We start from the raw sequence: 25158 nt of genomic DNA, 5'->3' as shown, positions 1-25158 counted from the left end.
TTCTCGGTGCCGAACCCCGCGACACGCGGTCCCGGCCCTCCGTGCCGATGAAGTTCAGGTAGACCGCGCCGTGGGACCACGGCCGGGGGCTCAGGGTGATCACGGCGGCCGTGTGGCGGGGTGGCGGTCGGCGGCGGCGAAAGGGTGTGGTGTGCCCCGTCGGCACGAGTCCGGCGTACGTGCCGACGGGGCGCGGGCGGCCGTCGCCCGGTCAGCAGTTGACGTATTTCATGGCGAGCCGGACGAACGGGTCACCGGTCCCGGCATCCAGGTACACGGGGGACGAGTCGCCCTTCGGCCCGGCCCAGTCGCTGTCGACGGTCCGGCCGTACAAGGTGTACCCACGCACGTAGGGGCACCGGCCGTCGGCCTTGGTGTCCGTGACGGTGCCGATGGCGAGGTCCTTGTTGTAGCACCACTGGCCGGAGGCAACGCCCTCCGCGCTCGAGACGGTCCAGTTGTGCGGACATCCGGGGACCTGGACCGAGGATGCGCTGGTGGGCGTTGCGGCGTGGGCAGCCGAGAAGGGAAACGCGGCCAACAGCCCTGCGCCGGCGATGGCCGTCGCGAGGTACTTCTTGAGCATGGGTGTCTCCTGGGTGATGTGTGACGCGGTGACACGCGGACCCGAGGCGGTCGACGTGCGGAGGAACAACCCGATCGTGTGGGCAGCGCGTGCCGACGTCCACGGACCCGCCGTCCGGGACATGTCCCGGACGGCCTGGGACAGCAGAACCGCAGGTCTACGCCGCTACCGCGAGGGTGCGCCGGGTGTCACAGGGCGCGATATCCGCCCATCCCGCGGCCGATCGAGAGCCGCTATCGGGTTCGGGGCCGGCCGCCGTTGCCCGTGCCGTTGAGCGGGATCAAGGACTCCAGGGTGGCGCCCCGTACCCAGGCGCCGAGGAGGTTCCGGTGCATGGCGAGGATCTCGTGTTTCACCGCGAGCCTCTCCGCGGCCCGGGTGAAGTCGCAGGTGGCGACGAACACCGCGACATCCGCGCCGTGTTCGGCCTTCGCGGTGCCGAGGAACTTCTGCATATCGCCGCTCGGCACGGTCCGGTGGGGTGCGTAGTGCTTGCACTGGATCACCAGCCGGCGCCCGTCCGGCATCCGGCCGACGACATCGGCGCCCAGGTCGCCCGACTTCCCCGAGACGATGACGTGGGTGCAGCCGTCCCGGCGGCACAGCTCCGCGACGTACCGCTCGAACCGCTGCCAGGTCATGGTGTCGATCTCGGCCATGGAGCGCTCACGTGCGGCGTTCTCCTCCTCGGCCCGCCAGGCCCGGTGTTCCGCCACGGTGCGCAGATGGGTTCGCCACAGCCACCAGCCGACGCCGCCGAGCAGACCCACGAGGACCACCCCGACGACGTACGGCCACACCGTCTGCCAGGTCAGGGCCAGTGCGAGGACCGCCACGGCACCGCCGGTCCAGGCCGTGCGGCGCAGCCGTGCCTTCGCCCGCCGTAACGCCGTTCCACGTCGCCGTCGCACAGCCATCGCGTCCCCCAGTCGGCTTCTTTCCCGGCAGTTTCGGGAGTGGCGGGCCGCCCACGCAAGAGCGCCTTTCGGGCCTCTTATGGACGCCGCCTTTTGGATCGGGTCTGCCGTGGGCGAATCTGCTGCGGGCCGAGATTCCTTACCGGACAAGCGAATTGGGTTGATGGTGAAAGGACCGCGGCGGTGTGGGCCGCGGCACTCACGAGGAGGTCCGATGGGAACATTCGCCACCGGCTGGGAGCCGGCAAGGAGTCCACGAGCCGCGGAGGGGGAGACGACTCCCACGCGGTTCGACGATCATCTGGCCGCGCAACTGCTGACCCAGCGCATCGTCTTTCTCGGCACGCAGGTGGACGAGGTGTCCGCGAACCGGGTGTGTGCGCAGATGCTGCTGCTGTCGGCCGAGGACCCGCGGTCGGACATCAGCCTCTACGTCAACAGCCCGGGCGGTTCGGTGACGGCGGGGCTGGCGATCTACGACACGATGCGGCTGATTCCCAACGACGTGTCCACGCTCGTGATGGGATTCGCCGCGAGCATGGGGCAGTTTCTGCTCACCGTGGGAACGACCGGAAAGCGCTACGCACTGCCGAATTCCCGCATCATGATGCACCAGCCGTCCGCCGGTATCGGAGGGAGCACGGCCGATATCGCGATTCAGGCCGAGAATCTCGAATTCATGAAGCGGTCGATCGAGCGGATCACGGCGGAGCACACCGGACAGAGCGTGGAGACCATTTCGCGCGACGGCGACCGCGACCGGTGGTTCACCCCGGCGCAGGCGAAGGAGTACGGAATGGTCGACCGGGTCGTGGAGTCGCTCGCGGACGTACGGCCGGCCGGTACACGGCGCAGGATGGGGATCTGACATGGGGCAGTACACGATTCCGACGGTCGTCGAGCGCACCACGCAGGGGGAGCGGGCGTACGACATCTACAGCCGGCTGCTGTCCGAGCGGATCATCTTCCTCGGCACCGAGATCGACGACGGCGTGGCCAACGTCGTCATCGCGCAACTCCTCCACCTCGAATCGTCGAGCCCGGAGCAGGAGATCGCGATCTACATCAACTCGCCGGGCGGCTCCTTCACCTCGCTGATGGCGATCTACGACACGATGACGTTCGTGACCGCGCCCATCTCGACGTTCTGCGTGGGGCAGGCGGCCTCGACCGCGGCGGTGCTGCTGGCCGGGGGAGACCCCGGGCGGCGGTTCGTGCTGGAGCACTCCCGGGTGCTGCTGGGGCAGCCGGTGAGCGGCGGTCAGCAGGGGACGGTCTCGGACCTCAGCCTCCAGGCCAAGGAGATGCTGCGGATCCGCGCGCAGGTCGAGGAGGTGCTCGCGCGCCATACGCCCCACGACGCGGCCACGCTCCGCGCCGACATGGACCGCGACAAGGTCTTCACGGCGCCGGAGGCGGTGGCGTACGGGCTCGCCGACGAGGTGCTGAGCCGGCGGACGGCCGGGGCTTTCTGACGGGAGGGCCGGGGCTCGGGTGGCGGGGGTCGGTGCCTCAGGCGGCCAGACGTACGTCGCCCTGCCGCCCGGCGTGCCGGGACGGCCCACGGTCCGCGACGGATGTGGTGGACGTGACGGAGGTGACGGACGTGGTGGACGCGACGGACGTGAGGGACGCGACGGACATCGCCGCGCCGCCGCGCCGCCGCGGACCGGAGGCAAGGCGGATCAGCTCGCCCTGCGCCATGGCGAGGAGGTCGGCCAGACCGAGACCGAGCGCGCGGGCGGCGGCCGCGAGGACCTCGGACGACGCCTCCTTGCGGCCGCGTTCGAGTTCGGAGAGGTACGGCATCGAGATACGGGCCGCCTCGGCCACGTCCTTGAGCGTGCGCTGCTGGGCGAGCCGCTCGCGCCGCAGCACACCGCCGACGAGGTCCCGCCACAGGGGCTCCTTCACCGGCTCCCGGCCGGGCTGCTCCCGCCCGGCCGGGACGGCCGGAACGCGCGGAGCGGCGGGGGCCGCCGGGGCGGGGGCGGCCGCGGGGGCTTCGGCCCCGGCGGTGGCTCCCGACCGGGGCGCCGGGTCCGCGGTGGCCGGACGCAGGGGAATGACGCGGGCTCGGTTCGACGCGTGGCTGCTCACCCCCTCAGGGTAGGAGCGCCGCGCCCGACGGGAAGGGGGACAACGTTCTGCCCTTGGCGAATCGCTCAAACGTTCGGGTGCGGGCGGGTGGCGCAAACCGGGCCGCGCACACCCCGCGCATCCCCGGCGAGGAGCCCCGTTGTCAGTGCCGGGCCCTAGCGTATGGCTGTCCTTATTCACGCTTGCTGGGCTGCTTGCGTAACTCGGACACGGCGGGGACCGGACCCAACAGCGCGGGTCCGGCCCCCGACAAAAAGACGGTTCGACCGCCCGGGGCCACGGGGGCACCGCGCCGGGTCAGGAGGTGATCCGCAGCTCCGGCGGATAGCCGGTCCAGCGCAGCGGCGCGGGCAGGTGCGCCATGTCATTGGAGAAGAGCACCGAGGGCGGCCGACCGGGCGGGGGACAGCGGATGACGGTCAGCGCCGCGTTGCACTGGTTGAGGCCGAGCCAGCGCCACTTCGGGGCGTCGAGCACGGCCCGGACCAGCCAGCCGATGAGGAAGTTGTGCGTTACGACCAGCTCATGGCGGTCCTCGGGCCCGTCCACCGGACCCGTGAAGCGCTCCTCGGCGGCACGCGCCAGCAGCGGGCCGCGGGCGCGCTCCTCAAGGGGAAAGCGATGGACGAACTCGAGCAGGAAGTCGGCGGAATCGGCGGGCAGTTCGTCTCGCCGGGGCGTGTACGGCACATAGTCCCCGGCCGGTTCGCAGACATGGGCCGGTACGCCGTCGAGTCGGTCGCCGATCAGCTGGGCGGTCTCGGCCGCCCGGGGCAGCGGACCGTGGTGGATCGCCGATAGCGGAACGCCCCGGAGCCGCTCGCCGAGCAGCGCGGCCTGGCGGCGGCCGGTGGGCGTGAGCCCGCTTTCGTCCGGCATGGCCTCGCCGTGGCGGGTCAGATAGAGATAGCGGGTGGCGTGGGGTGTGTCGGTCGTGTGAGCCGTGTGGGTCGCGGGCATGGTCCCTGTCCGTCGAGAGTCGCTGGAAGGGACGGTCGGTGAGGGGCTGCGGGTTCCGGCGGTATCCCGACTGTTCCGGCGGCACCGCAGTACGGCCCGCTATCGCTGGTCCGGGGATCTGCGGTCGAGGTCAGCCGGCGCGAGCGCCCGACAGCAGGAGCGCGGCGGTGCCCACCGTGGCGCTGATCAGCATGCCCGCCAGGGCGCCGAGGAAGACCAGGACCAGCGCGTCCCGCAGCCGGTCCACGGCGGGCCGGAAGCCCACGCGTCGCAGCAGCAGATACGAGCAGACCGGGGCCAGGGTGTTGCCCGCCACGATCGCGAGGACCGCCGGGGGCGACGGGCCGATGGGGGCGTTGACCGCGACGGCGCCGAGGGCGATGCCCGGCCAGGCCATCGGGCCCAGCGTTAGCAGACACGCCAGCGCGATGCCGGTCGGTGGCCACAGGGTGACCTGACCGCGTACCAGCTCCTGGAGCAGTCCGATCCTGGCGCCCGCGTAGTAGAGGGCGGGGACGGCCACGAGCCGTAGCGCGGTGGTGCCTTGGCGCCGGAGGCCGTTCTTCCGCCGGATCCCCATGTCGCGTGCCACAGCCGCCATCACACTACGGGCGCCCCGGGCCGGCGCGGCTGACACGCGGCCACCGGGTCGGGCCCGCCCGTACGCAGCACAGCACGCGCACGATTTCATCAGGTTCCTCCGCGGGCACTCCGCCGTTCACGGAGGAACCTGATGAACGGAAACACCCGGGGCTACGCCGCCTACAAGGTGGGCTCGAACGTCACCAGCCATGAGGCGTGGGGGCTGGTCAGCACTGCTACCGGCGTCCGCTTCCACCACATGGTCACCGTGTCGCACGGCGGCACCGGCACCATCAGCCGCGTCGTCAACAACAAGGGCGGCCGTCCAATTCCGGCAACAATGTGGCGAACCTCGTGAACTCCCTCTGGGACCCCCGCCCAACGGACGACCCCGTGCCCGCGATAAGGCCCCTTCCCGGGGCGTATCGCGGGCACGCATATGCGCACCGGGCTTGCCCACCTCTGCGGGAGACGTCACCGTTGACCCCCACGGGCACGCGCCGCGCGCCCGTATTCGACTGGGATCGGAGGTGCCATGGGACCGATCGTTCCACCCCTCGTTCCACCGTATGAAACCGTCGGCGACGGGCCGCACCGGGTGATGGCGGTGCATGGCTGGTTCTCGGACCGGGCCGCGTACGCCGCGATGCTGCCGCATGTCGACCGGCGCGGATTCACCTATGTACTGCCCGATCTGCGCGGCTACGGCGAGGCGCGCGACATCCCCGGCTCGTACACCACCGGCGAGGCCGGGGGCGACCTCCTCGCGCTCGCCGATCACCTCGGCTGGGAGCGGTTCTCGCTCATCGGCCACTCGATGGGCGGGGCCGTTGTGCAGCGCGTGGTGGCGGCCGCGCCGCACCGGGTCCGCCGGCTGGTCGGGGTCGCGCCGGTGCCGGCCAGCGGGGTGCCGATGGAGGGCGAGCAGTGGCAGCTGTTCGCGGACGCCCCCGACCGCCCGGAGAACCGCCGGGCGATCATCGACCGCACCACCGGCGGCCGCCACCCGGCCGCCTGGCTGGATCTGATGGTGCGCCACTCACTGGAGCACAGCGACCCCAAGGCGCTCCGCGCATGGCTGGACTCCTGGGCGCTGGAGGACTTCCACGAGGACATAGCCGGCGCCCAGGTGCCGGTGCGGATCGTGGTCGGCGCCCATGACCCGGCGCTCACGGCCGAGGTGATGCGGCAGACCTGGCTGCGCTGGTACGTCAACGCCGAGCTGGTGGAGCTGGAGTACGCCGGACACTACCCGGCCGATGAGACACCACAGGAACTGGTGCGGGCCGTGGAGGACTTCATCACGGCTGACGCGTAGCCGACGGTGAGACGCCGGAGGCGGTCGCTGACGGATCGGTGGAGGGCGAGGGTGAGGATGGGGCGGACGGGGCGGCGGAGGCGGGGTCGGTGCGCCGGTGCTTCGCCTCGCTCCGCTGGTACCTCTCCTCGCTCTCCTCGTACTTGGGCAGCAGATCCGTCAAGATCTTGTCGACATATTCCTGGGTCTCGAGGATCTTGGGGATGCCGCGCGCCCGGAGCACCGCGTTCGGCCCCGCGTTGTACGCGGCGAGCGCGAGCCGGGTCGAGCCGAGTCTGGTCCCGCTGCCCGGGACCGCCTTGACCACGTCGTAGAGATGGCACATGTAGCGGGCCTGTGAGGGGATGGCGTCGCGGGGCTCCCAGACATCGGCCTTGCCGTCGCCGTTGCCGTCCTTGCCCCACTCCTTCCAGGTGACCGGGGAGAACTGCGAAATGCCCTGGGCGTGCCCGGAGTCCGCGTCCGGCCGCCAGCCGCTCTCCGCGTCGATCTGGGCGGCCAGCAGCGGCACGCTCAGCGGGGAGCAGGCGCCGCGGACCGCCGCCTCCAGCACGGGGCGCCGAGTGTCGGGGACCACCGGCAGCTCCGGTTCCGAGGGCTCGGTGAGATGCCGTACGACCAGAACCGCGGCGACGACCAGCGCGAGGCCCGCGACGAAGGCCGCGGCCATCCCGGCCGCGCGGGTCAGCATGCCGGAACCGGCACGGAGGGGGTACGCATGCAGGGACCGTAGCCGGTATCGCGGGCCGATCCGTAATCGGTCGCCGACACGGTTCTATCGTGCCTGGTGGGCCGGGGGCATGGGCGGCCCGGCGGGGGCCGCGGGGAGCGGGCCGGACCCGCCCTCGGCCGGGCGCTTCATCACATACGCCGCACCGGCGCCCGCCGCGAACAGCGCCAGCACCGAGACCGCGGTGCCCAGCCAGGTGGCGCCGAGCCACTGGCCGCCGACATAACCGAGGGCCACGCTGTACGCCGCCCAGGCGAGCCCGGCCACCGCCGACCACGGCAGGAATTCCTTCACCCTCCGATGGGCCGCGCCCGCGCTCAGGCTGACGACCGAGCGGCCCGCGGGCGCGAAGCGGGCTATCACCACGAGCGGACCGCCGCCGCGCACCAGCGCGGTGCCCAACTTCTCCTGGGCCGAGGTGAGTCTGCGGGAACGGGCGATGGCGCGGTCGAGCCGGTCGCTGCCGCGCCAGGCCAGCCGGTAGGCGACCATGTCGCCGAGGACGGAGGCGGTCGCGGCGCACAGCATCAGCCCGAACATGGCGGGGAAGTCGGCCGCGCCCGCCTGGCGCACCACGCCGACGGCGTCAACGGTGGTGCCGGCGGCCGCGGTGGCGGCGGTGATGACCAGAACTCCGCTGGGCAGAACGGGCAGAAAGACATCGAGCAGGACGGATGCCCCGATCACCGCGTAAATCCATGGGGTGTTGGTCAGCGACCCCAAATGTTCCAACAACGTTCGACTCCCGATCCCGGTCCCCCCGCTGCGCATGTCGCCGGGAAGCGGCAGGCGTCAGCCTGTAACAGCCATACAGCGTACGCCTGTGACTGAAGAGGATAACGGTAAGGGTTGTGATGATGTTGTTCGAATCACGCCATGCGGGGCGTTCGGCCCCGCATGGCGCGATGGGTGATGTGACGCCGGATCCGAATACCGAATACGGCGAACCAGCATCTATCGGACGATGGACGGCTCGCGCCGCGCTTCGGGCGCCGCCTCGCTCTCGCGAGCCGGGCCCGAGCCGAATATTCGGTCCAGCGCCCAGGGGCCGGGGCCGGTGAAGACGAGCAGCAGCAGGGTCCAGCAGAACATCGCGGCGGGTTCGCCGCCGTTCTGGATGGGCCACAGCTTCTCGGGCTGGTGCTCATGGAAGTACGCGTAGGCCATCGAGCCCGAGGAGATGAAGGCCGCGCTGCGGCTGCCGAGGCCGAGCATCACCAGCGCGCCGCCGATGAGCTGGATCACGGCCGCGTACCAGCTCGGCCAGGTGCCGGCGTCGATGGTCTTGCCGGTGCCCATGATGCCGCCGAACCAGCCGAGCAGCGATGAGGCGCCGTGGCAGAAGAACAGCAGTCCGACCACGATGCGGAAGAGGGACAGGACGTACGGCTTGGCGTTGTCGAGCGCCTCGCCGAGGTTGCGGGGGGTGGAAGAAGACATGAGTGGGGAGCTCCTTGCTCCGGGGACGGAGTACAGCGGAACCGCCAGGTTAGGTACGCCTCACCTTTTGTTGCAAGTTCAAGTTCCTGCCAATGTGAAGGCCCCGAAATGCCTTTTGTCCTGCCCTGGAAGCCGCTCCTCAGAGCCCCACGGCGCACATCGGGGCACCTTCCTGACGGGGTTCCCCGGTGGTCACCACGCGGAGCGCCGCCCGTGCCACCGCGTCCGTGTCGCAGAGGGTGACCGAGTTCACGCCCGGCCGCGCACCCGCGGCGGTCACCCAGTGGACCCCCTCGGTCGGCACCCCGATGGCGAACCGCCGCGGATGCGGGCGGCCGTGGGCGTCCACCAGCCGGTAGGGGGCGGTGGTGACGTCGAGGCCGCCGGTCTCATAGCCCTCCACCCGATGCGGACGGCACTGCCCGGTCTCCAGCAGATGGTTCAGCAACTCATCGGCGGTCCGGCGCACATCGGGCTCCGGCAGCCGCGCCTCGATCAGGGTCGTGGCCGCCACCGGTGCACCCGGCACCTCGGCCGACCGCGCGGCGAATCCAGCCATGGCGGCCCCTTGGTCTGGACTTTCCAAGGTCACTTCAAGCCGTGGACCGAGGACGTCCAGGACGCCCGCCTCGATCAGCGCGGCCATCTCCTCGATCCGGCGGCGCGGCGGGCCGATCGAGAGAAAGGCGTTGAGCGGGGTGTACCAGCGGTCCAGATGCGCACGGCGGGACGCCCCCGTCAGCCCGCCGTGGTCGACGATCAGCCGCACCTCGTTGCGGACGTCACGCAGAACGTCGAGGGCCGCCTTGACCGGGCCTTCGACGTTGCCCAGCCGGGCGTGCGCCACGTCCTGGCGGGCGTAGGCCAGCAGCCAGCGCCGGAAGTCGTCACGCCCCGTGAACCGGCGTCCGCGCAGCGGCTGGGCCACCGCGTCCCAGGACCAGCGCTCGGCTTCCGGAATGCCGTACTCCGAGAGCACGGCGGCCTCTTCGGGGCTGCCGTGGCCGGTGGCCAAAAAGTGACCCCTGAAGCGTGCTGGGGTGAACGAGACGGGGGTGCCGGAGCCGGACCCGGGGGCTTCGGGGGCTTCTGGGACGGCCGGGGCGCGGGTGTCGGGCGCGCGGAGGGCCAGCAGCGCCTCGTAGTAGACCGTCTCGGCCTCCTTGGCCACCAGCGGCCAGATCTCGGTGAGGAAGTCCGGCGGATCGCCGGAGTCCGCGCGCTTGCGGAAGTGGTCGAGCACATCGGGGGTCAGCAGCAGCGGGGTGTGCCGGCCGCACGGCCCCTTCGCGTTGTCGCCCCGTGCGTGGTACGGGATGCCGCGCCGCGACCCCGCGTACAGCCGCGGCTCGCGGCCCGAGGGCCGGTAGACCAGACCGCCCTGGCCGTTCGGTGCGAAGGTGCCGCCCCGGCCCGCCGTCAACAGCGCCATATGGTCGAAGAAGTTGAGGCCGAGACCGCGCAACAGCACCGGTTCGCCCGGGGCGATGGGCGACAAGTCGATATCGGCGGGGTTGGCGGGCGGGTAGTAGCGCAGCCCGTGCCGCTCCGCGTGGGCCGCGTACCGCCGCTCCGTGGGGTCGGCGGCCGCCGGCAGATGGCCCTGCGCCAGGACGACCGCGCGCAGCCCCGTCAGACGGCTTCCGTCGTCCAGTGTCAGCACCTGCTCGCCGTCGGCCCGCTCCTCCAGCCGTACGGCGCGGGCCCGGTGTGTGCGGACCGTCACGGTGTCCGGCGCGCCCCGCACCACCTCGCCGAACACCCACTCCAGATAGCGGCCGTAGAGCGCGCGGCTGGGGTAGTCGTCCGGACCGAGACCGGGCGCCAGACCGCGCGCCGTGACCCATTCGTACAGGCTCGGCCCGGTCCGCACCGGTCCGCCGCATTCGACGCTCGCGTCGGTGAACAGGGTCACCTGCGAGGCCACGGTGTTCATCAGCAGCTCGTCCGGCTGGGCGGTGCGCCAGACCCGTCCCGCGCCGGGCGGGGAGGGATCCACCATATGGACGGTCAGCGGGGTGCCGGACGCCAGTTCCGGGGCCGAGGCGCACAGGCGCTCCAGCACGCTGGTGCCGCGCGGCCCGGCGCCGACGACGGCTATCGCGTGGAGATCTCCGGCCAAGGTTGTGTCTCCCGGGGCAGATGTGACGCGTGTAGGCAAGGATGCGCGCCCATCATGCCGTTCGCTCGACACGATTCGAGCCGGTCTCCGGAACGTAGCGCTCCGTTGTGGCCTGTATCACGTGGCATATGCCATGGAATGGCACCCAAAGGGGCCGACTACCCCGCCCAGTCCGTCTCCAGAGCCGCCACCAGCCGGGCCTCGCCGCCCGCCGGGTCCGACTGCGCCTGGTCCAGCCGCAGATGGGCGCTGCGGCCCTGGAGGGTCAGCGTCATCAGCTGGTTGCCGAACCAGGGCCCGCCCGTCTTGTGCCAGCTCAAGTGGGAGTGGGGCACCCGCCCATGGCGCTTGAAGACCCGGCCCAGGGCGCGGCCCGCCGCGCTCCAGCCGAAGCGGAAGCCGAGCCGGATCGAGGCGTAGATGCTGTTGTGGACCGGGGAGCAGGTCAACTGCCGCACCTGGCTGCGGGGCGGCCGGGACGGCCACCGCGACCAGTCCGGGGTGGCCACATAGGCGTGGTGCACATCGCCGGAGAGCACATTGATCGTGGCCGGTGCCCCCGGTGCGCCGCCCACCGCGGCGATGGTGTCGGTGAGCGCGTCGAACGACTCGGGGAACGCGGCCCAGTGCTCCAAGTCGCCACGCTGCCGCAGGTCCTCGCCGATCCGCGCCCAGCGCCCACCGCGTCTGCCGCCGCACACCGAGGCGTTCCACGCCTCCACGTCGTGGACGAAATGCGGCAGCAGCCAGGGCAGCGAGGTGCCGAGCAGCAGATGGTCATAGCCGCCGCGGACCCCGGGCTCCTCCGGACCGCGGACCCCGGGCCCTTCCGGGCCGGTGGCCCCGGGCCCTTCCGGACCCGGACCGGGGAAGCCGGACGCGCCGCCCAGCCCGTCCATGGCCTGCTCCCGCACCCAGATGAGCTCCTTGTCGGTGAGCATCGCCCGCCGGCCCTCCTCCAGCACCCGCGCCGCGCGGGTGTCGACCATCAGCAGCCGGGTGCGGCCGAAGTCGCGGCGGTAGCTCCAGCGGGTGTACGCCGGATCGGCGTCGGCGCGGGCGGCGAACTCCCGCAGCGCCTCGGTGCCGTCCTCCGCCGCGCGCACCTCCGCGTAGAGCGGGTCGGCGGCCAGTTCGGCGGGGGAGAGGTTGCCCAGGTGCTGATGGACCCAGTAGGACATCAGCCCGCTCAGTATCCGCTCCCGCCACCACGGGGTCGCGCGCATCCGGCGCTGCCACGCCTCGCTGGTGTTCCAGTCGTCGATGACATCGTGGTCGTCGAAGATCATGCAGCTGGGGACGGTGGAGAGCAGCCAGCGCACCTCGGGGTCCAGCCAGGACTCGTAATAGAGGCGGGTGTACTCCTCGTAGTCCGCGACCTGCTCGCCCGGCGGCTCGCTCAGATCGCGGCGCTCGGCCAGCCAGGCACGGGTCTCGGCGGAGGTCTCGTCCGCGTACACCTGGTCGCCCAGCAGCACCAGCACATCGGGGCGCGGCAGCTCCGGGGCGCGGGCCAGCGCCTGCGCGAGGGTGTCGAGCGCGTCGGGCCCCACCGGGTCGTGCGAGGCGTCGGAGGGCGGCGCGGCCCAGCGGCAGGAGCCGAAGGCCACGCGCACGGGCGCGGGGCCGGGGGAGTCCGTACCCGGGGCGGGGGTGCGGATGGTGCTGTCCGGGAAGGGGGAGCCGGGCAGCGGCCAGACCTGCTCGCCGTCCAGCAGCACCCGGTACGCGGTCTCCCCGCCGGGCCGCAGCCCGGCGACCGGGATCAGCGCGTAGTGATGGCCCGCGATCCGCCAGGTGCGGGCGGTGCCGCCGGCGCCGTCGGCGCACCGCACCTCGGCCTCACAGGGCCGGTCGGCCTCGACCCAGACGGTCGCGCCGGTGCCGGTCTCCCAGTCGACATGGCGCAGCAGTGGTCCCAGGCGCAGCCCGGCCATCCGGACCTCCTCCGTCGTTCTTCGATGTGCACGTCATGCGTACGGTACGGAACGACGGAGGAGGTGCGGCGGTTCCACCGGGCGGTGTGCCGTTGGGCGTGCCGTTCGGTGCGCCGTGCGGTGCGCCGTGCGGTGCGCCGTGCGGTGCGCCGTTGGTGTGCGGTTCGGTGTGCGGTCTCAGCAGCCGTTGAGGATGCCGCTGAGCGCGGACTTCTCGGACGAGTCGAGGGTGAGCTTGTAGGTGTACTTCACCGAGACCCACATACGGGCGTACATGCAGTGGTAGGCGCTCCGGGGCGGCAGCCACTCGGCGGGGTCCTGGTCGCCCTTGGACTGGTTGACGTTGTCCGTCACGGCTATCAGCTGGGAGTGGGTCAGGTCGTTGGCGAACGCCTGGCGCTGGGCGGTGGTCCAGCTGTTCGCACCGGACTTCCACGCCTCGGAGAGCGGCACGACGTGGTCGATGTCCACGTCGGAGGAGGCGGACCAGGTCGCGCCGTCGTACTCGGAGTACCAGGTGCCGCTGGTGGCCGCGCAGCTGGAGTCGGTCTGGACGTTCTTGCCGTCCCGCTTGAGGACTTCCTCGCGGGTGTTGCAGGAGCCGCTCTGGGTGATCCAGTGCGGGAACTTGTCGCGGCTGTAACCGTCCGACGAGCCTTCGGCCTTGACGGTCAGCGAGGCCAGCTGGGTCCGGGCGGTGGCGGCGCTGGGCGGGGCGGGCGGAGACGCCTGGGCGGTGGGCCCGCTCAGGACGAGCGTGCCCAGCAGGGCGACGAACCCGCCGAAGACGGAGGCGCGACGCGCGTAGACGCGACGGCGAGTGGGATGACACTGCATGTCTGACATGCGAACTCCCTTGAGGGTGGGGGGTCGTTGGCCGCTGGTGCCCGGCCATGGTGGCGACGCCGGGTTGCCGTGGGGTGGGCGCCAGGTAACAGGGTGACGACGCGGTCATGTCAACGCAAGGGGTTCAAAGGGCGGTTGGGGCCACGTTTGCGATCCGGCGCGGGCGCCAGCGCCGTGAGCTGGGCGCGCGTCCCCCCGCGCCCGCGCTCGACGGCCGTGGCGTTGCTGCCGGTCGACGCCACGCCCGGGGTGGGGCTCGCCGCGCTCCCGCCCGGCGCGCGTACGCCCGGCCCACGGGCTTCCGCGGGCCGGGCGCGTGGGTGGTGAGGGCGCTCCGGGCGGCGGGGTGGAGTCGCTACCGGGCCCCGGCGGCAGCGCGCCCCGGGCCACCGGGCGGGCGGTCTACGGCCCCCGGCCCGGCGATCCTGCCCTGAGCCCCGCCCGGACTGTGGGACTGGTCACACTTCCCGGCGGTGGCGGGCCGGTTCCGGTGGACCGGGGGCTGCCGCGCCGGAGGGTTCCCGTATCCTTGTCGGCAGCAGAAGGGGAGTAGCTCCTCGCCGGACCGTCGACATACTGCCCGCCCCTCGAGGTGCGGGCCGGCGCCCGGAGCGTACGGAACCACCGCGCGACGCGGAGGCCGTGCGCCAGCGAGACCTTCGGCCGCAGTGTCCGACGCTGCCGTGCCGAAGCGATCCCTCCCCGGGGCCCTTGGTGCGGCCCGATCTACGAGGTATCCATTCCGTGTTCAGTATCACCGTCGCCGCCGTGGTCTTCGGCGTCGTCTTCCTCGCCGAGCTGCCCGACAAGACCGCCCTGGCCGGGCTGATGCTCGGCACCCGCTACCGCGCGTCGTACGTCTTCGTCGGCGTGGCCGCCGCCTTCGCCATCCACGTCGGGCTCGCGATCGCGGCGGGCAGTGTGCTCACCCTGCTGCCGCACCGGCTGCTGGAGGCGATCGTGGGGGCGCTCTTCCTCGGGGGAGCGGCGGTGCTGCTCCTCAAGAAGGACGACGGCGAGGAGGAGGTCCGCAAGCCCGCCGACCAGAGCTTCTGGAAGGTCTCCGGGGCGGGCTTCATGCTGATCCTGGTGGCCGAGTTCGGCGATCTGACCCAGATCATGACCGCGAACCTCGCCGCCCGCTACGACGACCCGCTGTCCGTGGGCGTGGGCGCCGTGCTGGCCCTGTGGGCGGTCGCCGGACTGGGCATCCTGGGCGGCCGCACCCTGATGCGATACGTCCCCCTGCGACTGATCACCAAGATCGCGGCCCTGGTGATGCTGGCCCTGGGCGCCTTCAGCCTGTACGAGGCCATCGTGGCCTGAGCGCCCACGAATGGCTTGGTTGTCGGGGCTGTCCGGGGCGCTGGGGTGTCCGGACACCCCAGCGCCCCGCACGCCGGGCGGGGTTTCCACGCATCCGGGGACGTGGGGCGTCTACGCGCCCCCCCCGGGCGCCGGGCTGACCGGGCGTTCGGGCGCCCGGTGGGGTTCCCTCGCGCCTGGGCATCCGCACGCGCGGCTGTCCGGGGCGCGCGGGGAGTCCCCACGGACAGGTTTCCGCGGACGGGTGCCCCGGGTGCCCGTACGGCGGCTACACGCCCGCGTGCCCCGGGCATCACGGGGCGCGCGGGCGTTCGAGCTTCCGGTGGAGTTCGCGCCGTCTGGCTATCCGGGCGCGTGGCCGTCCGGGGCGCCTGGGAGCGTCTCGGCGGGCGGGTTTCCGTGGGCCCGGGTGTCCCGGGTCATCTGCGGGTCGTGTGCCCGGGGGTCCGGCGCAAGGGCTTCCGGGCGGCGTTCGAAGGCCGGGCTTCCGCACACCTGGGGTCCGGGGTGTCCGGCGGGCGGGGCTCGGGTGTCCGGGCGTTGCGCGACCGCGAGCCCCGGTGTCCGTGCGCCCGGGGCGACCGCGCGCCCGGGGCGTCCGTACGGCCGTGCGTCCGGGGCGTTTCCGGTGTCCGGGGCGGCGCCCCCGTCGGCGCGAGGGTCAGTCCTGGACGTGGACTCGTAGCGTGCCGTCCGGGAGTGCCTCGACGTGTACCTGCTCCAGGTCCTGGACGTGTACGTCGGGGGCGTGTGTCGCGGCGCGTGGGCCCACGCCGATCACGCGCATTCCGGCTGCCCGGCCCGCCGCGATGCCGGCTTGCGAGTCCTCGAAGGCGATGCAGTCGGCGGGGGCGAAGCCCAGTTCGGCCGCGCCCTTGAGGAAGCCCTCCGGGTCCGGCTTGCTCGCGCCGACGTGTTCCGCGGTGACCCGGATTTCCGGCAGCCGCAGCCCGGCGGCGCCCATGCGGGCGCGGGCGAGTGCCTCGTCGGCGGAGGTCACCAGGGCGTGGGGCAGACCGGTCAGCGAGGCCATGAACGCGGGCGCGCCGGGCACCGGCACGACGCCGTCGAGGTCGGTGGTCTCCGCCTCCAGCATCCGCTGGTTGTCGGCCAGGTTCCGCTCGACCGGCCGGTCGGGGAGCAGCGCCGCGATCGTCGCGTGGGCCTGCCGCCCGTGGGCGATCGCGAGTACGCGCTCCGCGTCCAGCCCCTGCTCGGCCGCCCACCGCCGCCAGTAGCGCTCGACCACGGCGTCGGAGTTGACGAGGGTGCCGTCCATGTCGAGGAGGAGTGCGCGGGCGGTGAGGGACATCGAGACTCCTGGTCGCGGGCGCGGGATGAGCGAGGAGACAAGCGGCTCCGCCCGCCGGTCAGGGAGAGCGGGCGGAACCACTTTGTTCCTTCACGATACAAAGCGTGGCCCATCTGCGCCAGTGGGGGCGGGGCCCCTCTACGGCTCGTCGGTTCTGGATTCGAGGTCGCGGCGGGTGTTCTCGCCGTAGACGCCGTCCGGATCGTCCGTGATGTCGTGCTGGTTCTGGTAGCTGGAGACCACCCTCCGCAGCCCCGCGTCGTACTCCCCGTCCGCCACGCCGATATAGAGCAGCAGCTGGGTCAGCCGCTTCTGGAGTTCGGCCACCTCGGGCCCGCTGTCGCCCTCGCGCAGCACCGGCGGGCCGGGCGGCTCGGACGATTCGGACGGGTCGGCGGTCGGGCCGCCGGACGCGCTCGGTCCGGGCTTGGTCGCCTCGCTGGTCGCGGAGGCCGACGCCGAGGAGCGGGCGGTGGCCGGGGGGCCGCCCTCGCGCGGGCTCGCGCTCGCCCGCGCCGAGCCGGACACGGAGGGGTGGGGCGTCGCACTCGCCGAGGGGGTGCCGGACGGCGCGCCCGCCTCCTCGGCCGGAAGCTCCTCCTCGGCCGGAGGGCTGACGGTGCTGTCGGCCAGCGTGTGCTCGCTCGCACCGCTGCCGCCGTCGTCCTTCTGGTCACCGCCGAGCAGCCCGGTGCCGATCGCCAGCGAACCGGCCACGGCCACGGCCGCAGCCCCCGCCAGCACGGTCGCCACGACCTTGCGCTTGCTCTTGCGGTGACGGGCGTGGCCGGGGCCGTGCCCGTCGGCGTCGCCGGCCGCCGCCTCGTCCCCGTCCTCGACCTCGTCCCCGCCCTGGTCCTCATCCCCGCGGGGTCTCTCCTCGACGCGGTCGATCATCCGCGTCTCCTCGGTGCCCCCCTTCTCCGCCTTCTCCCGCTCCGCCCTCTCGGCCTCCTCGAACAGCCGCAGATCACGTGGATCCGGTCCGTCCGGGCGCTCCTCCGAGAGCGTCGCGATGGGTTGCGTATGGGTCTGGTCATCGGTCTCGCCTGCCGTCGCGACGGACGCGGCGGCGCGTTCGGCGCACGTACAACCGGGGCGGCCATTGGCGCGCGCCGGTGCGAAGCAGTGCGGGCAGGACTCTGCCGTCACGGAACTTTCCCTCCCTGGAGTCGCTGCGATTATGCGCAGGCGATCCCCTTCCGCGCAGGTGTTCGCCCGCCGTGCGGACCGGCCCGGCGGGCCGTAACAGGGCATAAAGGTGAGGATGGGGTGAGGATGAGGAGGGGACGGAGGATCGAGGAGGAACAGCCATGGCGCGGGACGCCGGCAGCCCGGCTCCGCCCCCCGGAGCCCCCGGCGCCGTGACCCGCGGCCCAGAAGAGGGCCGGCCGCGGCGCTCGGTCCTGGTGGCCATCGGCGCGCTGCTGCTCGGCATGCTGCTCGCCGCGCTCGATCAGACGATCGTCTCCACCGCGCTGCCCACGATCGTCAGCGACCTCGGCGGTCTGGAGCATCTGTCCTGGGTCGTCACCGCGTATCTCCTCGCCTCGACCGCCGCCACCCCGCTGTGGGGCAAGCTCGGCGACCAGTACGGCCGTAAGAAGCTCTTCCAGACCGCGATCGTCCTCTTCCTGATCGGCTCCGCGCTGTGCGGGCTGTCCAGGAACATGGCGGAACTCATCGCCTTCCGCGCGGTGCAGGGGCTGGGCGGCGGCGGCCTCATCGTGCTGTCGATGGCCATCGTCGGCGATATCGTCCCGCCCCGTGAGCGCGGCCGCTACCAGGGCCTCTTCGGCGCCGTCTTCAGCGCCGCCAGTGTGCTGGGGCCGCTGCTGGGCGGGGTGTTCGTGGACCATCTCAGCTGGCGCTGGGTCTTCTACGTCAATCTGCCCATCGGCATCGTCGCCCTCCTCGTCGTCGCCTCCGTGCTGCACATCCCGGTGCGCCGCGCCGCGCACACCATCGACTACTTCGGCACCTTCCTGATCGCCGTGGTCGCCGCCGCCCTGGTGCTGATGACCTCCCTCGGCGGAGTCACCTTCGGCTGGGGCTCCTGGCAGATCGTCGGGCTCGCGGTGGTCGGCCTGCTGCTGCTGGCGGCCTTCGTACGGGTGGAGACCCGCGCGGCCGAGCCGGTGCTGCCGCTCGCGCTCTTCCGCAGCCGCACCTTCACGATCTGCGCGGTCATCGGCTTCATAGTCGGGTTCGCGATGTTCGGCAGCATGACCTATCTGCCGACCTTCCTCCAGATCGTGCAGGGCGTCTCGCCGACCATGTCCGGCCTCCATCTGCTGCCGCTGGTCTTCGGCACCCTGCTCGCCTCCACCGTCTCCGGCCATCTGGTCAGCCGCACCGGCCGGTACAAGGTCTTCCCGGTCCTGGGCACCGCGGTCACCGCCGTCGGCCTGCTGCTCCTGCACCAGCTGCGGGAGTCCAGCGGGCTGGTGGAGATGAGCGCGTACTTCTTCGTCTTCGGCTGCGGTCTCGGCCTGGTCATCCAGGTGCTGGTGCTGATCGTGCAGAACTCCGTCCGCTATCAGGACCTGGGCGTCGCCACCTCCGGCGCGACCTTCTTCCGCTCGATCGGCGCCTCGTTCGGCGTCTCCGTCTTCGGCACGATCTTCGCCAACAACCTCGGCCCGCAGATCGCCACCGCCCTCGCCGGACGGCGTCTGCCGGCCGGCATCACGCCCGGCTCCCTCACCTCCGACCCCCGGACCCTCGGCCGGCTGCCCCCGGCGGACCAAGCGGCGGTGCGGCACGCGTTCTCCGTCTCCATCACCGATGTCTTCCTGTACGCGGTGCCGGTCGTGCTGGTCGCCTTCCTCCTCGCCTGGTACCTCCGGGAGGAGCCGCTGCGCGGCAGCGTCACCGCGCCGGACGGCAGCGAGATACTGGCCAGCAACCCCGTCCAACGCACCTCGCGCGACGAATGCGCGCGGGCGCTGTCCCTGCTCGGCAGCCGGGAGGGCCGCCGGAAGATCTACGTGGACATCACCCGGCGCGCCGACCTCGACATCAGACCGGCCGCGAGCTGGATGCTCCTGCGCATCCACCACTACGGCTCGGTCGAACCCGCCCTGCTCGCCGCGCGCTCGTCCGTACCGCTGAGGGAGATCACCGAGGCGGCCCGGCAGATCGAGGAGCGCGGCCTGGGCCGCCGCTACGGGCTGGAACTGATCCTCACCGACGACGGCCGCGACGCCGCGACCCGGCTCTACCGGGCCCGTGAGGCGTCCCTCGCGGAACTCCTGGGCGACTGGTGGTCACCCGACCGCCCCACCGACCTGACCAAGCTGGTGAACGAGCTGACACACGAACTGTGCGGCTCCGACGCGGAACAACCCAGAGAGGGCAGCCCCCGCCCCGACCACCGCCGCCCACCCCCACCGCGAACGTAGGGCCCTTCGGGCCGTAGACCCTTGATGAGGTAGTTGCGCCACATCAAGCATTTTTACGAAGGGGTACCCGGACCCCCGGGCCCACGGGCCCGCCGCCTGGCGGCGGATCGACCCACCGACCACCGGTCCGTCAGCCCACGGGCCCGCCGCTCGGCGGCGGATCGACCCACCGACCACCGGTCCGTCAGCCCACGGGCCCGCCGCCCGGCGGCGGACCGGTGCCGTCGCCCCCGGGCCCATGCTCAATTGCGCCGGAGGCGCGAGACGAAGGCCGCACCCAGCCGAACACGGCACTCCGGCGCACAGCGTCCCGCCCCACGGGCCCGCCGCCCGGCGACGAACGGATGCCGCTGCCCCCGGGCCCCTGCTCAATTGCGCCGGAGGCGCGAGACGAAGGCCGCACCCAGCCGAACACGGCACTCCGGCGCACAGCGTCCCGTCCCACGCGCCCGCCGCTCGGCGGCGGACCGGTGCCGTCGCCCCGGGCCTCTGCTCAATTGCGCCGGAGGCGCGAGACGAAGGCCGCACCCAGCCGAACACGGCACTCCGACGCACAGCGTCCCGTCCCACGGGCCCGTCGCCCGGCGGCGGACCGGTGCCGCTGCCCCCGGGCCTCTGCTCAATTGCGCCGGAGGCGCGAGACGAAGGCCGCACCCAGCCGAACACAGCACCTCAACGCCCGACGCCCCCTCGCCTCAGCCCAACTCCTTGCCCATCCACACCTCGGCATACGGCCCCTCCGTAAAGGCCGGAACCTCCCGATACCCATGCCGCGCGTACAACGCACGCGCCTCGACCAGATCGCGCCGGGTATCGAGCACGATCCGCCCGGCGCCCAGCGCGCCCGCCGCCGCCTCGACGGCCGCGAGCAGGGCGGCGCCCCCGCCCAGCCCCCGCTTGGCGGGCCGTACGAACACCCGCTTCAGCTCCGCCGTATGCGCGTCCAGCAGCCGCAGCCCCGCACAACCGGCGAGTTCGCCGTCGTGGTGCGCCAGCAGGAACACCCCACCCGGCGGGGCGAGATCGTCGCTGGGCATCTCCGCGTGCGCCTGCTCGATCTCCTCCCGCGTCGAGTCCCGGCCCTCGTGGAGCTGGTAGTAGCGGTCGGCGACATCGACGAGGTACTCACGCAGCAGCACGGCCGAGACGGGATCGTCGACGGGCCGCGCGGCCACCGTCCACGCGGGGGACGCGGGATACGGGGGATACGGGGGATACGCGTCGCCGCTCGAACCGGCTTGGGCAAAGGGCGTACTCGTCATGGTCGGCATCCTGGCACCCACCACCCCCGCGCCGCACCGCAGTTTGAGGGCCGAAGACCGGGCTACCCGGATAAAGGAGCCCCCGAACGCGGAGGGGGAAAGCCAGCGGGAAGGCAGAAGCAGCCCATGTCAACTGGTGCGATCAGCATCGTGGTTGTCGTCGCGGTCGTCCTCGCGGCCGCACTCATCGTCCGCGTCGTCCGTGCGGGCGCAGGCCGCAGGGAACGCGCTCTGCGCCGCCGCTTCGGACCCGAGTACGAACTGAACGTCGCCCAGCACGCGGGCGACACCAAGGCGGCGCAGCGTGAGCTCGAGGAACGGCTGCGGCTCTACGGCGAGCTGCGGACCCAGCCCCTGCCCGGTGAGCTGCGCGAGCGGTACGTGGCCGAGTGGGCCGGTATACAGGAGCTGTTCATCGAATCCCCGGAACGCTCGGTGACCGGCGCCGATCGGCTGCTGGCCCGCCTCGCCCACGACCGAGGCTATCCATCGAACCGCTACGAGGAGCAGATCGCGGCGCTGTCCGTACACCACGCCGACCACATCCAGGGCTACCGGCAGATCCACGACTCGGCCGCGCGCGCCCGCGAGGGCCGCGCCGACACCGAGGAGCTGCGCGAGGCCGTGGTGCACGCCCGGCCGTTCTTCGAGGACCTGGTCAGGCCCCCGCACCACGCCACGACCCGCCCCGAGACCGCACGGCAGCACCACCACGGCGAACGGCACAGCGGTAACCGGCTCCAGCGGTGGCTGCCCGGGGGCGGCGCCGGGACCGGGACGCGGTTCGGCCACACCAGGAAGGGCGGCGCGTGGTGACGGCCCCGACGGACCCGACGGACCCCATCGAACCCACCGCACCCACCGCACCCGCCGCACCCATCGCACCCGCCGCCCCCGCCCAGCCGTCGAGCACCCCGAGCGGCCCCAGCTTTCCGGTGCTGCCGAAAGATGTGCACGACAAGCTGGTCCAGCGGCTGCGGTATTCGGTCAGCGGCTTCGTGGACTCCCCACGCGGCGCCGTCGAGGAGGCCGACACCCTGCTCACGGAGGTGGTCACCCGGCTCACCGACCTCCTGGCCGAACGCCGTGCCACGCTCCGAGCCGCCTGGCACGAGAACGACGCGGCCGTCTCGGAGACGGAAGAGCTGCGCCTGGCGATGCGGGGCTACCGCAATGTGCTGGAGCGCCTCATCAGCATCTGACGGCCGTACGGGGGTGTGTGGGCGGCTGCTTGTTCCCCACCCCGCCCCTCCCCGAAACCGGGGCTCCGCCCCGGGCCCCGCTCCTCAATCGCCGGAGGGGCTGGGGGACGGGTGACGCCGAAGCGGCGATATGCGGCTCCGCCGCGTGGCAGAGGCTCCCCCGGAACCCGGGGCCTGGGGCGGAGCCCCAGTTGTGGGAAGGGGCGGGGAGGGGAACAGCCCGCCGCAGGCGGCGCGATCCATCGGGCACCCCCCCCGCGCCGCTACGCCGCGTCCCACAGCTCGGTGCCGTGCGCCCCCACCAGCGCGCCGATCCGCGCCAGCGCCTCCCCGGCCGGCTGCGGGTCCAGCCTGCGGCCGTCCCGCAGCCGCAGGGCCACCTGGCCCTCGCCCGCCTCCCTGGCGCCGATGACGGCCTGGTACGGGACGAGGCGGTACTCGCGGATCCGGGCGCCCAGGCTGCCGCGCTCGGGTCCGGAGAGCTCCGCGCGCAGCCCGAGCCCCGCGCAGCGCCGCACCACCTCCTCGGCCTGCTCCAGCTCCGCCTCGGAGATCGGCAGGACCACCAGCTGGGTGGGGGCCAGCCAGGCGGGGAACGCCCCGCCGTGCTCCTCGATGAGATGGGCCACGGCCCGCTCCACACTGCCGATGATGCTGCGGTGGACCATGACCGGACGGTGCCGGGCGCCGTCCGGGCCGACGTAGTGCAGATCGAACCGCTCGGGCTGGTGGAAGTCGACCTGGACGGTGGACAGGGTGGACTCCCGGCCGGCGCCGTCCGCCACCTGCACATCGATCTTGGGGCCGTAGAACGCCGCCTCGCCCTCCTCGGCCTCGTACGGCAGGCCGGAGCGGTCCAGGACGTCGGTCAGCAGGGCGGTCGACCGGCGCCACATCCCGGGCGCGGCGACGTACTTGCCACCGGGCCCCGGGAGGGAGAGCCGATAGCGGGCCGGGACGATGCCGAGCGCCTCATAGGCCCGGCGGATCAGCTCCAGGGCCGCGCCCGCCTCGTCGGCGACCTGGTCCAGGGTGCAGAAGATATGGGCGTCGTTCAGCTGGATGGCCCGGACCCGGGTCAGCCCGCCGAGCACCCCCGACAGCTCCGAGCGGTACATCCCGCCCAACTCGGCCATCCGCAGCGGCAGTTCGCGGTAGCTGTGGGCGCGGGAGCGGTAGATGACCGCATGGTGGGGACACAGGCTCGGACGCAGCACGACCTGCTCCGCGCCCGGCTCGGTGCCCAGCTCCATCGGGGGAAACATGTCGTCGCTGTAGTGCGACCAGTGCCCCGACAGCTCGTACAGCTCCCGCTTGCCGAGCACCGGCGAGTACACATGCCGGTAGCCCGCCCGCCGCTCGGCGTCGCGGATGTACTCCTCCAGGGTGTGCCGTACGGTCGCGCCGTCGGGCAGCCAGTACGGCAGGCCCGCGCCGATCAGCGGGTCGGTGTCGAACAGGCCCAGTTCACGGCCGAGCTTGCGGTGGTCGGGCATCGCGGTCTCCTCGTTGGACGTCGGTGCGCATCGCGGCGGACGTCGCGGGTACGCCGATGGACATCGGGCGAGTGACCGCACGGCGAAGCCCCGGGGCACTCGCCCCGGGGCTTCGGATCAGAACATCGGTCAGCGCGCCGGGACACTCTCCGGCGTCGTCGTCATGGCAGTGCCAGCGCGCTTCATGCCGATCACGGTAGCAAGGCCCGGCGCGCCCCGCCCGCCAATTTTCCGACGGCGAACCACACCGGCCCACGGTAGGCCACGGCTTATACGGCGGCCGTTCCGCCCAGCCAACGGCTTACGCGGTCGTACCGCCCAAGCCACAGCGCACGGCGGCCGTACCGCCCAGCCCCCGATTCACCGTGACCGTCCCGGGCCTACGCCCCCTCCCGCACCAGCTCCCCCACCGCGTCCCGCCACGCGGCCCGCGTCGCGACGGCCTGCCGCCATGTGCGCACCGCCTTCGGCGGCATCCCGACGGCCAGCACACCGGCCACCCGGTCCCCCGAGCGGTAGGCGGCCAGGAACTTCCGCTCCTCCAGCGCGCCCTCCACGACCGCGACCTCCTCATGGCCGCGCAGCCAGCCATGCGCCTGGATCCGGAAGTCGTACTGGTCCGACCAGAAGTACGGCACCGGCGCGAACGGCTTCCGCGCCTCCGGGCTGAGGAGGTTGCGGGCCACGGCCATGCCCTGCTCGGTGGCGTTGGTCCGGTGCTCGATCCGCATCGCCGTGCCGAACAGCGGATTGTGCCAGCGGGCCACATCCCCCGCGCCGTACACATCCGGCGCGGCGGCGCTGTACTCGTCGCACTCCAGGCCGTCGCCCAGGGTCAGGCCACTGCCCTCCAGCCAGCCCGTGTTGGGCACCGAGCCGATCGCGACCAGCACCTCGTCGGCCTCGACCAGCGTGCCGTCCGACAGCCGCACCCCGCCGTCGGCCACCTCGGCCACCATGACCCCGGTGCGCAGATCGACGCCGTGGTCGTGGTGGGCGCGGGTGAGCATCCGGCCGACCCGTTCGCCGACCGCCGGGGCCAGCGGCACGGGCGCGGGCTCCAGCAGCGTCACCTCCGTACCGAGTCCGCTCGCGACGGCGGCCGCCTCGGCGCCGAGGAACCCGGCGCCGACCACCACCAGCCGCCGCCCCGGGCCCAGCCGGTCCCGCAGGGCCAGGGCGTCGTCCAGGGTGCGCAGCACATGCGCGCGCTCCGCGCCGTCGCCGGGCAGCCGACGCGGGCGGACGCCGGTGGCGATGACCAGGCCGTCGTACGGCACCCGCGCCCCATCGGCCAGCGCCACCGTACGGCCCGCGAGGTCGAGGCCGGTCGCGGTGACGCCGAGGCGCAGATCGAGGCCGAGCGCGTCCAGATCGGCGGCCGAGCGCAGCGGCACCCGGTCGGGTTCCCACTGGCCGCCGAGGATCTGCTTGGACAGCGGTGGCCGGTCGTACGGGTGGTACGGCTCATCGCCGATGAGCGTGAGCGTGCCCTCGTAGCCCTCCCGGCGCAGCGTCTCCACCGCCGCCAGACCGGCGGCGGAGGCGCCGACCACCACAAGCTGTTTCACCGGGTACCTCCGAGGATGCCCCGGCCTTCGAGCCGGGAAGGAATGGG

23 protein-coding genes and 1 pseudogene are annotated in these 25158 nt (G+C 72.6%); 8 read left to right on the top strand and 16 right to left on the bottom strand.

Annotated features, from left to right (window positions below; genetic code table 11):
* Nucleotides 1-211: 211 nt before the first annotated feature.
* Entirely contained in the window at nt 212-586 is a 375-nt protein-coding gene (locus AB0E24_RS14570; protein WP_069869143.1) for a hypothetical protein, read from the bottom strand.
* 233 nt (nt 587-819) lie between these two features.
* The gene (locus AB0E24_RS14565) at nt 820-1503 is read right to left on the bottom strand and encodes a restriction endonuclease (protein WP_251772165.1); all 684 of its coding nucleotides are present in this window, start codon (nt 1501-1503) and stop codon (nt 820-822) included.
* 214 nt (nt 1504-1717) lie between these two features.
* Between AB0E24_RS14565 and AB0E24_RS14560 the strand changes: the two genes are divergently transcribed.
* Both AB0E24_RS14560 and AB0E24_RS14555 read left to right on the top strand, forming a co-directional pair.
* Nucleotides 1718-2371: an ATP-dependent Clp protease proteolytic subunit gene (locus AB0E24_RS14560; protein ID WP_359377121.1), complete on the top strand. Its 654-nt coding sequence runs from the start codon at nt 1718-1720 to the stop codon at nt 2369-2371.
* 1 nt (nt 2372) lies between these two features.
* On the top strand, nt 2373-2978 hold the full coding sequence (locus AB0E24_RS14555; protein ID WP_069869146.1) for a ClpP family protease: 606 nt from the start codon (nt 2373-2375) through the stop codon (nt 2976-2978).
* Between the two features lie 37 nt (nt 2979-3015).
* Here AB0E24_RS14555 and AB0E24_RS14550 read toward each other — a convergent pair whose 3' ends face one another.
* The 3 genes and pseudogenes from AB0E24_RS14550 to AB0E24_RS14540 form a co-directional block, all read right to left on the bottom strand.
* A complete protein-coding gene (locus tag AB0E24_RS14550; protein ID WP_308403592.1) occupies nt 3016-3603 on the bottom strand; it encodes a helix-turn-helix domain-containing protein in 588 nt (195 codons plus the stop codon).
* Between the two features lie 297 nt (nt 3604-3900).
* The gene (locus AB0E24_RS14545; protein WP_359377119.1) at nt 3901-4563 is read right to left on the bottom strand and encodes a histidine phosphatase family protein; all 663 of its coding nucleotides are present in this window, start codon (nt 4561-4563) and stop codon (nt 3901-3903) included.
* 142 nt (nt 4564-4705) lie between these two features.
* Nucleotides 4706-5143, bottom strand: a pseudogene (locus AB0E24_RS14540) (MASE1 domain-containing protein); the annotation flags it as partial.
* 153 nt (nt 5144-5296) lie between these two features.
* On the opposite strand from AB0E24_RS14540, the gene AB0E24_RS14535 reads away from it, so the two are divergent.
* Both AB0E24_RS14535 and AB0E24_RS14530 read left to right on the top strand, forming a co-directional pair.
* Complete coding sequence (locus AB0E24_RS14535) at nt 5297-5503, top strand: hypothetical protein (RefSeq protein WP_069869149.1); 207 nt, start codon at nt 5297-5299, stop codon at nt 5501-5503.
* 177 nt (nt 5504-5680) lie between these two features.
* Nucleotides 5681-6463: an alpha/beta fold hydrolase gene (locus AB0E24_RS14530; RefSeq protein WP_069869150.1), complete on the top strand. Its 783-nt coding sequence runs from the start codon at nt 5681-5683 to the stop codon at nt 6461-6463.
* Here the strand turns inward: AB0E24_RS14530 and AB0E24_RS14525 are convergent.
* From AB0E24_RS14525 to AB0E24_RS14500, 6 genes are all read right to left on the bottom strand, one after another.
* A complete protein-coding gene (locus tag AB0E24_RS14525; RefSeq protein WP_147968685.1) occupies nt 6447-7154 on the bottom strand; it encodes a lytic transglycosylase domain-containing protein in 708 nt (235 codons plus the stop codon). The two genes, AB0E24_RS14530 and AB0E24_RS14525, sit on opposite strands and share 17 nt — an antisense overlap.
* A gap of 84 nt (nt 7155-7238) precedes the next feature.
* Nucleotides 7239-7928 (bottom strand): DedA family protein, encoded by a 690-nt coding sequence (locus AB0E24_RS14520; RefSeq protein ID WP_079257435.1) that lies wholly within the window; start codon nt 7926-7928, stop codon nt 7239-7241.
* A 219-nt stretch (nt 7929-8147) separates the two neighbouring features.
* Entirely contained in the window at nt 8148-8633 is a 486-nt protein-coding gene (locus tag AB0E24_RS14515) for a DoxX family protein (protein ID WP_069869153.1), read from the bottom strand.
* Between the two features lie 139 nt (nt 8634-8772).
* Nucleotides 8773-10755 (bottom strand): FAD/NAD(P)-binding protein, encoded by a 1983-nt coding sequence (locus tag AB0E24_RS14510; RefSeq protein WP_359377114.1) that lies wholly within the window; start codon nt 10753-10755, stop codon nt 8773-8775.
* Between the two features lie 158 nt (nt 10756-10913).
* The gene (locus AB0E24_RS14505; protein ID WP_359377110.1) at nt 10914-12692 is read right to left on the bottom strand and encodes an alkaline phosphatase D family protein; all 1779 of its coding nucleotides are present in this window, start codon (nt 12690-12692) and stop codon (nt 10914-10916) included.
* Nucleotides 12693-12869: 177 nt separating this feature from the next.
* On the bottom strand, nt 12870-13538 hold the full coding sequence (locus AB0E24_RS14500; protein ID WP_093702115.1) for an HNH endonuclease family protein: 669 nt from the start codon (nt 13536-13538) through the stop codon (nt 12870-12872).
* 744 nt (nt 13539-14282) lie between these two features.
* Here AB0E24_RS14500 and AB0E24_RS14495 point away from each other — a divergent pair.
* The gene (locus tag AB0E24_RS14495; protein WP_069869157.1) at nt 14283-14864 is read left to right on the top strand and encodes a TMEM165/GDT1 family protein; all 582 of its coding nucleotides are present in this window, start codon (nt 14283-14285) and stop codon (nt 14862-14864) included.
* Between the two features lie 661 nt (nt 14865-15525).
* Here the strand turns inward: AB0E24_RS14495 and AB0E24_RS14490 are convergent.
* Together AB0E24_RS14490 and AB0E24_RS14485 are read right to left on the bottom strand one after the other, a co-directional pair.
* Nucleotides 15526-16176 (bottom strand): HAD-IA family hydrolase, encoded by a 651-nt coding sequence (locus AB0E24_RS14490; RefSeq protein WP_359377106.1) that lies wholly within the window; start codon nt 16174-16176, stop codon nt 15526-15528.
* 138 nt (nt 16177-16314) lie between these two features.
* The gene (locus AB0E24_RS14485) at nt 16315-17328 is read right to left on the bottom strand and encodes a peptidoglycan-binding domain-containing protein (protein ID WP_359377104.1); all 1014 of its coding nucleotides are present in this window, start codon (nt 17326-17328) and stop codon (nt 16315-16317) included.
* Nucleotides 17329-17489: 161 nt separating this feature from the next.
* On the opposite strand from AB0E24_RS14485, the gene AB0E24_RS14480 reads away from it, so the two are divergent.
* Complete coding sequence (locus AB0E24_RS14480) at nt 17490-19580, top strand: MFS transporter (RefSeq protein WP_093702599.1); 2091 nt, start codon at nt 17490-17492, stop codon at nt 19578-19580.
* A 695-nt stretch (nt 19581-20275) separates the two neighbouring features.
* Here AB0E24_RS14480 and AB0E24_RS14475 read toward each other — a convergent pair.
* Entirely contained in the window at nt 20276-20842 is a 567-nt protein-coding gene (locus AB0E24_RS14475; RefSeq protein WP_359377101.1) for a GNAT family N-acetyltransferase, read from the bottom strand.
* A 126-nt stretch (nt 20843-20968) separates the two neighbouring features.
* Between AB0E24_RS14475 and AB0E24_RS14470 the strand changes: the two genes are divergently transcribed.
* On the top strand, nt 20969-21658 hold the full coding sequence (locus tag AB0E24_RS14470; protein ID WP_283886787.1) for a hypothetical protein: 690 nt from the start codon (nt 20969-20971) through the stop codon (nt 21656-21658).
* On the top strand, nt 21655-22044 hold the full coding sequence (locus tag AB0E24_RS14465) for a hypothetical protein (protein WP_359377096.1): 390 nt from the start codon (nt 21655-21657) through the stop codon (nt 22042-22044). The genes AB0E24_RS14470 and AB0E24_RS14465 overlap by 4 nt, the downstream gene beginning before the upstream one ends.
* 263 nt (nt 22045-22307) lie before the next feature.
* On the opposite strand, the gene thrS is transcribed toward AB0E24_RS14465, so the two are convergent.
* Together thrS and AB0E24_RS14455 are read right to left on the bottom strand one after the other, a co-directional pair.
* Nucleotides 22308-23639 (bottom strand): threonine--tRNA ligase, encoded by a 1332-nt coding sequence (gene thrS, locus AB0E24_RS14460; protein WP_435865280.1) that lies wholly within the window; start codon nt 23637-23639, stop codon nt 22308-22310.
* Nucleotides 23640-23920: 281 nt separating this feature from the next.
* Nucleotides 23921-25111, bottom strand: coding sequence for an NAD(P)/FAD-dependent oxidoreductase (locus tag AB0E24_RS14455; RefSeq protein ID WP_187286878.1), 1191 nt, complete (start codon nt 25109-25111; stop codon nt 23921-23923).
* Nucleotides 25112-25158 lie beyond the last annotated feature (47 nt).

The organism is Streptomyces malaysiensis subsp. malaysiensis, from assembly GCF_040653035.1.
Taxonomy (GTDB): domain Bacteria; phylum Actinomycetota; class Actinomycetes; order Streptomycetales; family Streptomycetaceae; genus Streptomyces; species Streptomyces malaysiensis.
Note: the sequence above shows the minus strand (reverse complement) of the source record. Positions and strands in the feature narration are given on the sequence as shown.

Bases quoted from the DNA above. Each gene is read 5' to 3' on its own strand.
- AB0E24_RS14505 (WP_359377110.1), bottom strand. From the start codon at position 12,692: ATGGCCGGGCTGCGCCTGGGACCACTGCTGCGCCATGTCGACTGGGAG.
- AB0E24_RS14555 (WP_069869146.1), top strand. From the start codon at position 2,373: ATGGGGCAGTACACGATTCCGACGGTCGTCGAGCGCACCACGCAGGGG.
- AB0E24_RS14490 (WP_359377106.1), bottom strand. From the start codon at position 16,176: ATGTCCCTCACCGCCCGCGCACTCCTCCTCGACATGGACGGCACCCTC.
- AB0E24_RS14475 (WP_359377101.1), bottom strand. From the start codon at position 20,842: ATGACGAGTACGCCCTTTGCCCAAGCCGGTTCGAGCGGCGACGCGTAT.
- AB0E24_RS14565 (WP_251772165.1), bottom strand. From the start codon at position 1,503: ATGGCTGTGCGACGGCGACGTGGAACGGCGTTACGGCGGGCGAAGGCA.
- AB0E24_RS14560 (WP_359377121.1), top strand. From the start codon at position 1,718: ATGGGAACATTCGCCACCGGCTGGGAGCCGGCAAGGAGTCCACGAGCC.
- AB0E24_RS14570 (WP_069869143.1), bottom strand. From the start codon at position 586: ATGCTCAAGAAGTACCTCGCGACGGCCATCGCCGGCGCAGGGCTGTTG.
- AB0E24_RS14535 (WP_069869149.1), top strand. From the start codon at position 5,297: ATGAACGGAAACACCCGGGGCTACGCCGCCTACAAGGTGGGCTCGAAC.
- AB0E24_RS14530 (WP_069869150.1), top strand. From the start codon at position 5,681: ATGGGACCGATCGTTCCACCCCTCGTTCCACCGTATGAAACCGTCGGC.
- AB0E24_RS14470 (WP_283886787.1), top strand. From the start codon at position 20,969: ATGTCAACTGGTGCGATCAGCATCGTGGTTGTCGTCGCGGTCGTCCTC.
- AB0E24_RS14515 (WP_069869153.1), bottom strand. From the start codon at position 8,633: ATGTCTTCTTCCACCCCCCGCAACCTCGGCGAGGCGCTCGACAACGCC.
- AB0E24_RS14545 (WP_359377119.1), bottom strand. From the start codon at position 4,563: ATGCCCGCGACCCACACGGCTCACACGACCGACACACCCCACGCCACC.
- AB0E24_RS14480 (WP_093702599.1), top strand. From the start codon at position 17,490: ATGGCGCGGGACGCCGGCAGCCCGGCTCCGCCCCCCGGAGCCCCCGGC.
- AB0E24_RS14500 (WP_093702115.1), bottom strand. From the start codon at position 13,538: ATGTCAGACATGCAGTGTCATCCCACTCGCCGTCGCGTCTACGCGCGT.
- AB0E24_RS14525 (WP_147968685.1), bottom strand. From the start codon at position 7,154: ATGCTGACCCGCGCGGCCGGGATGGCCGCGGCCTTCGTCGCGGGCCTC.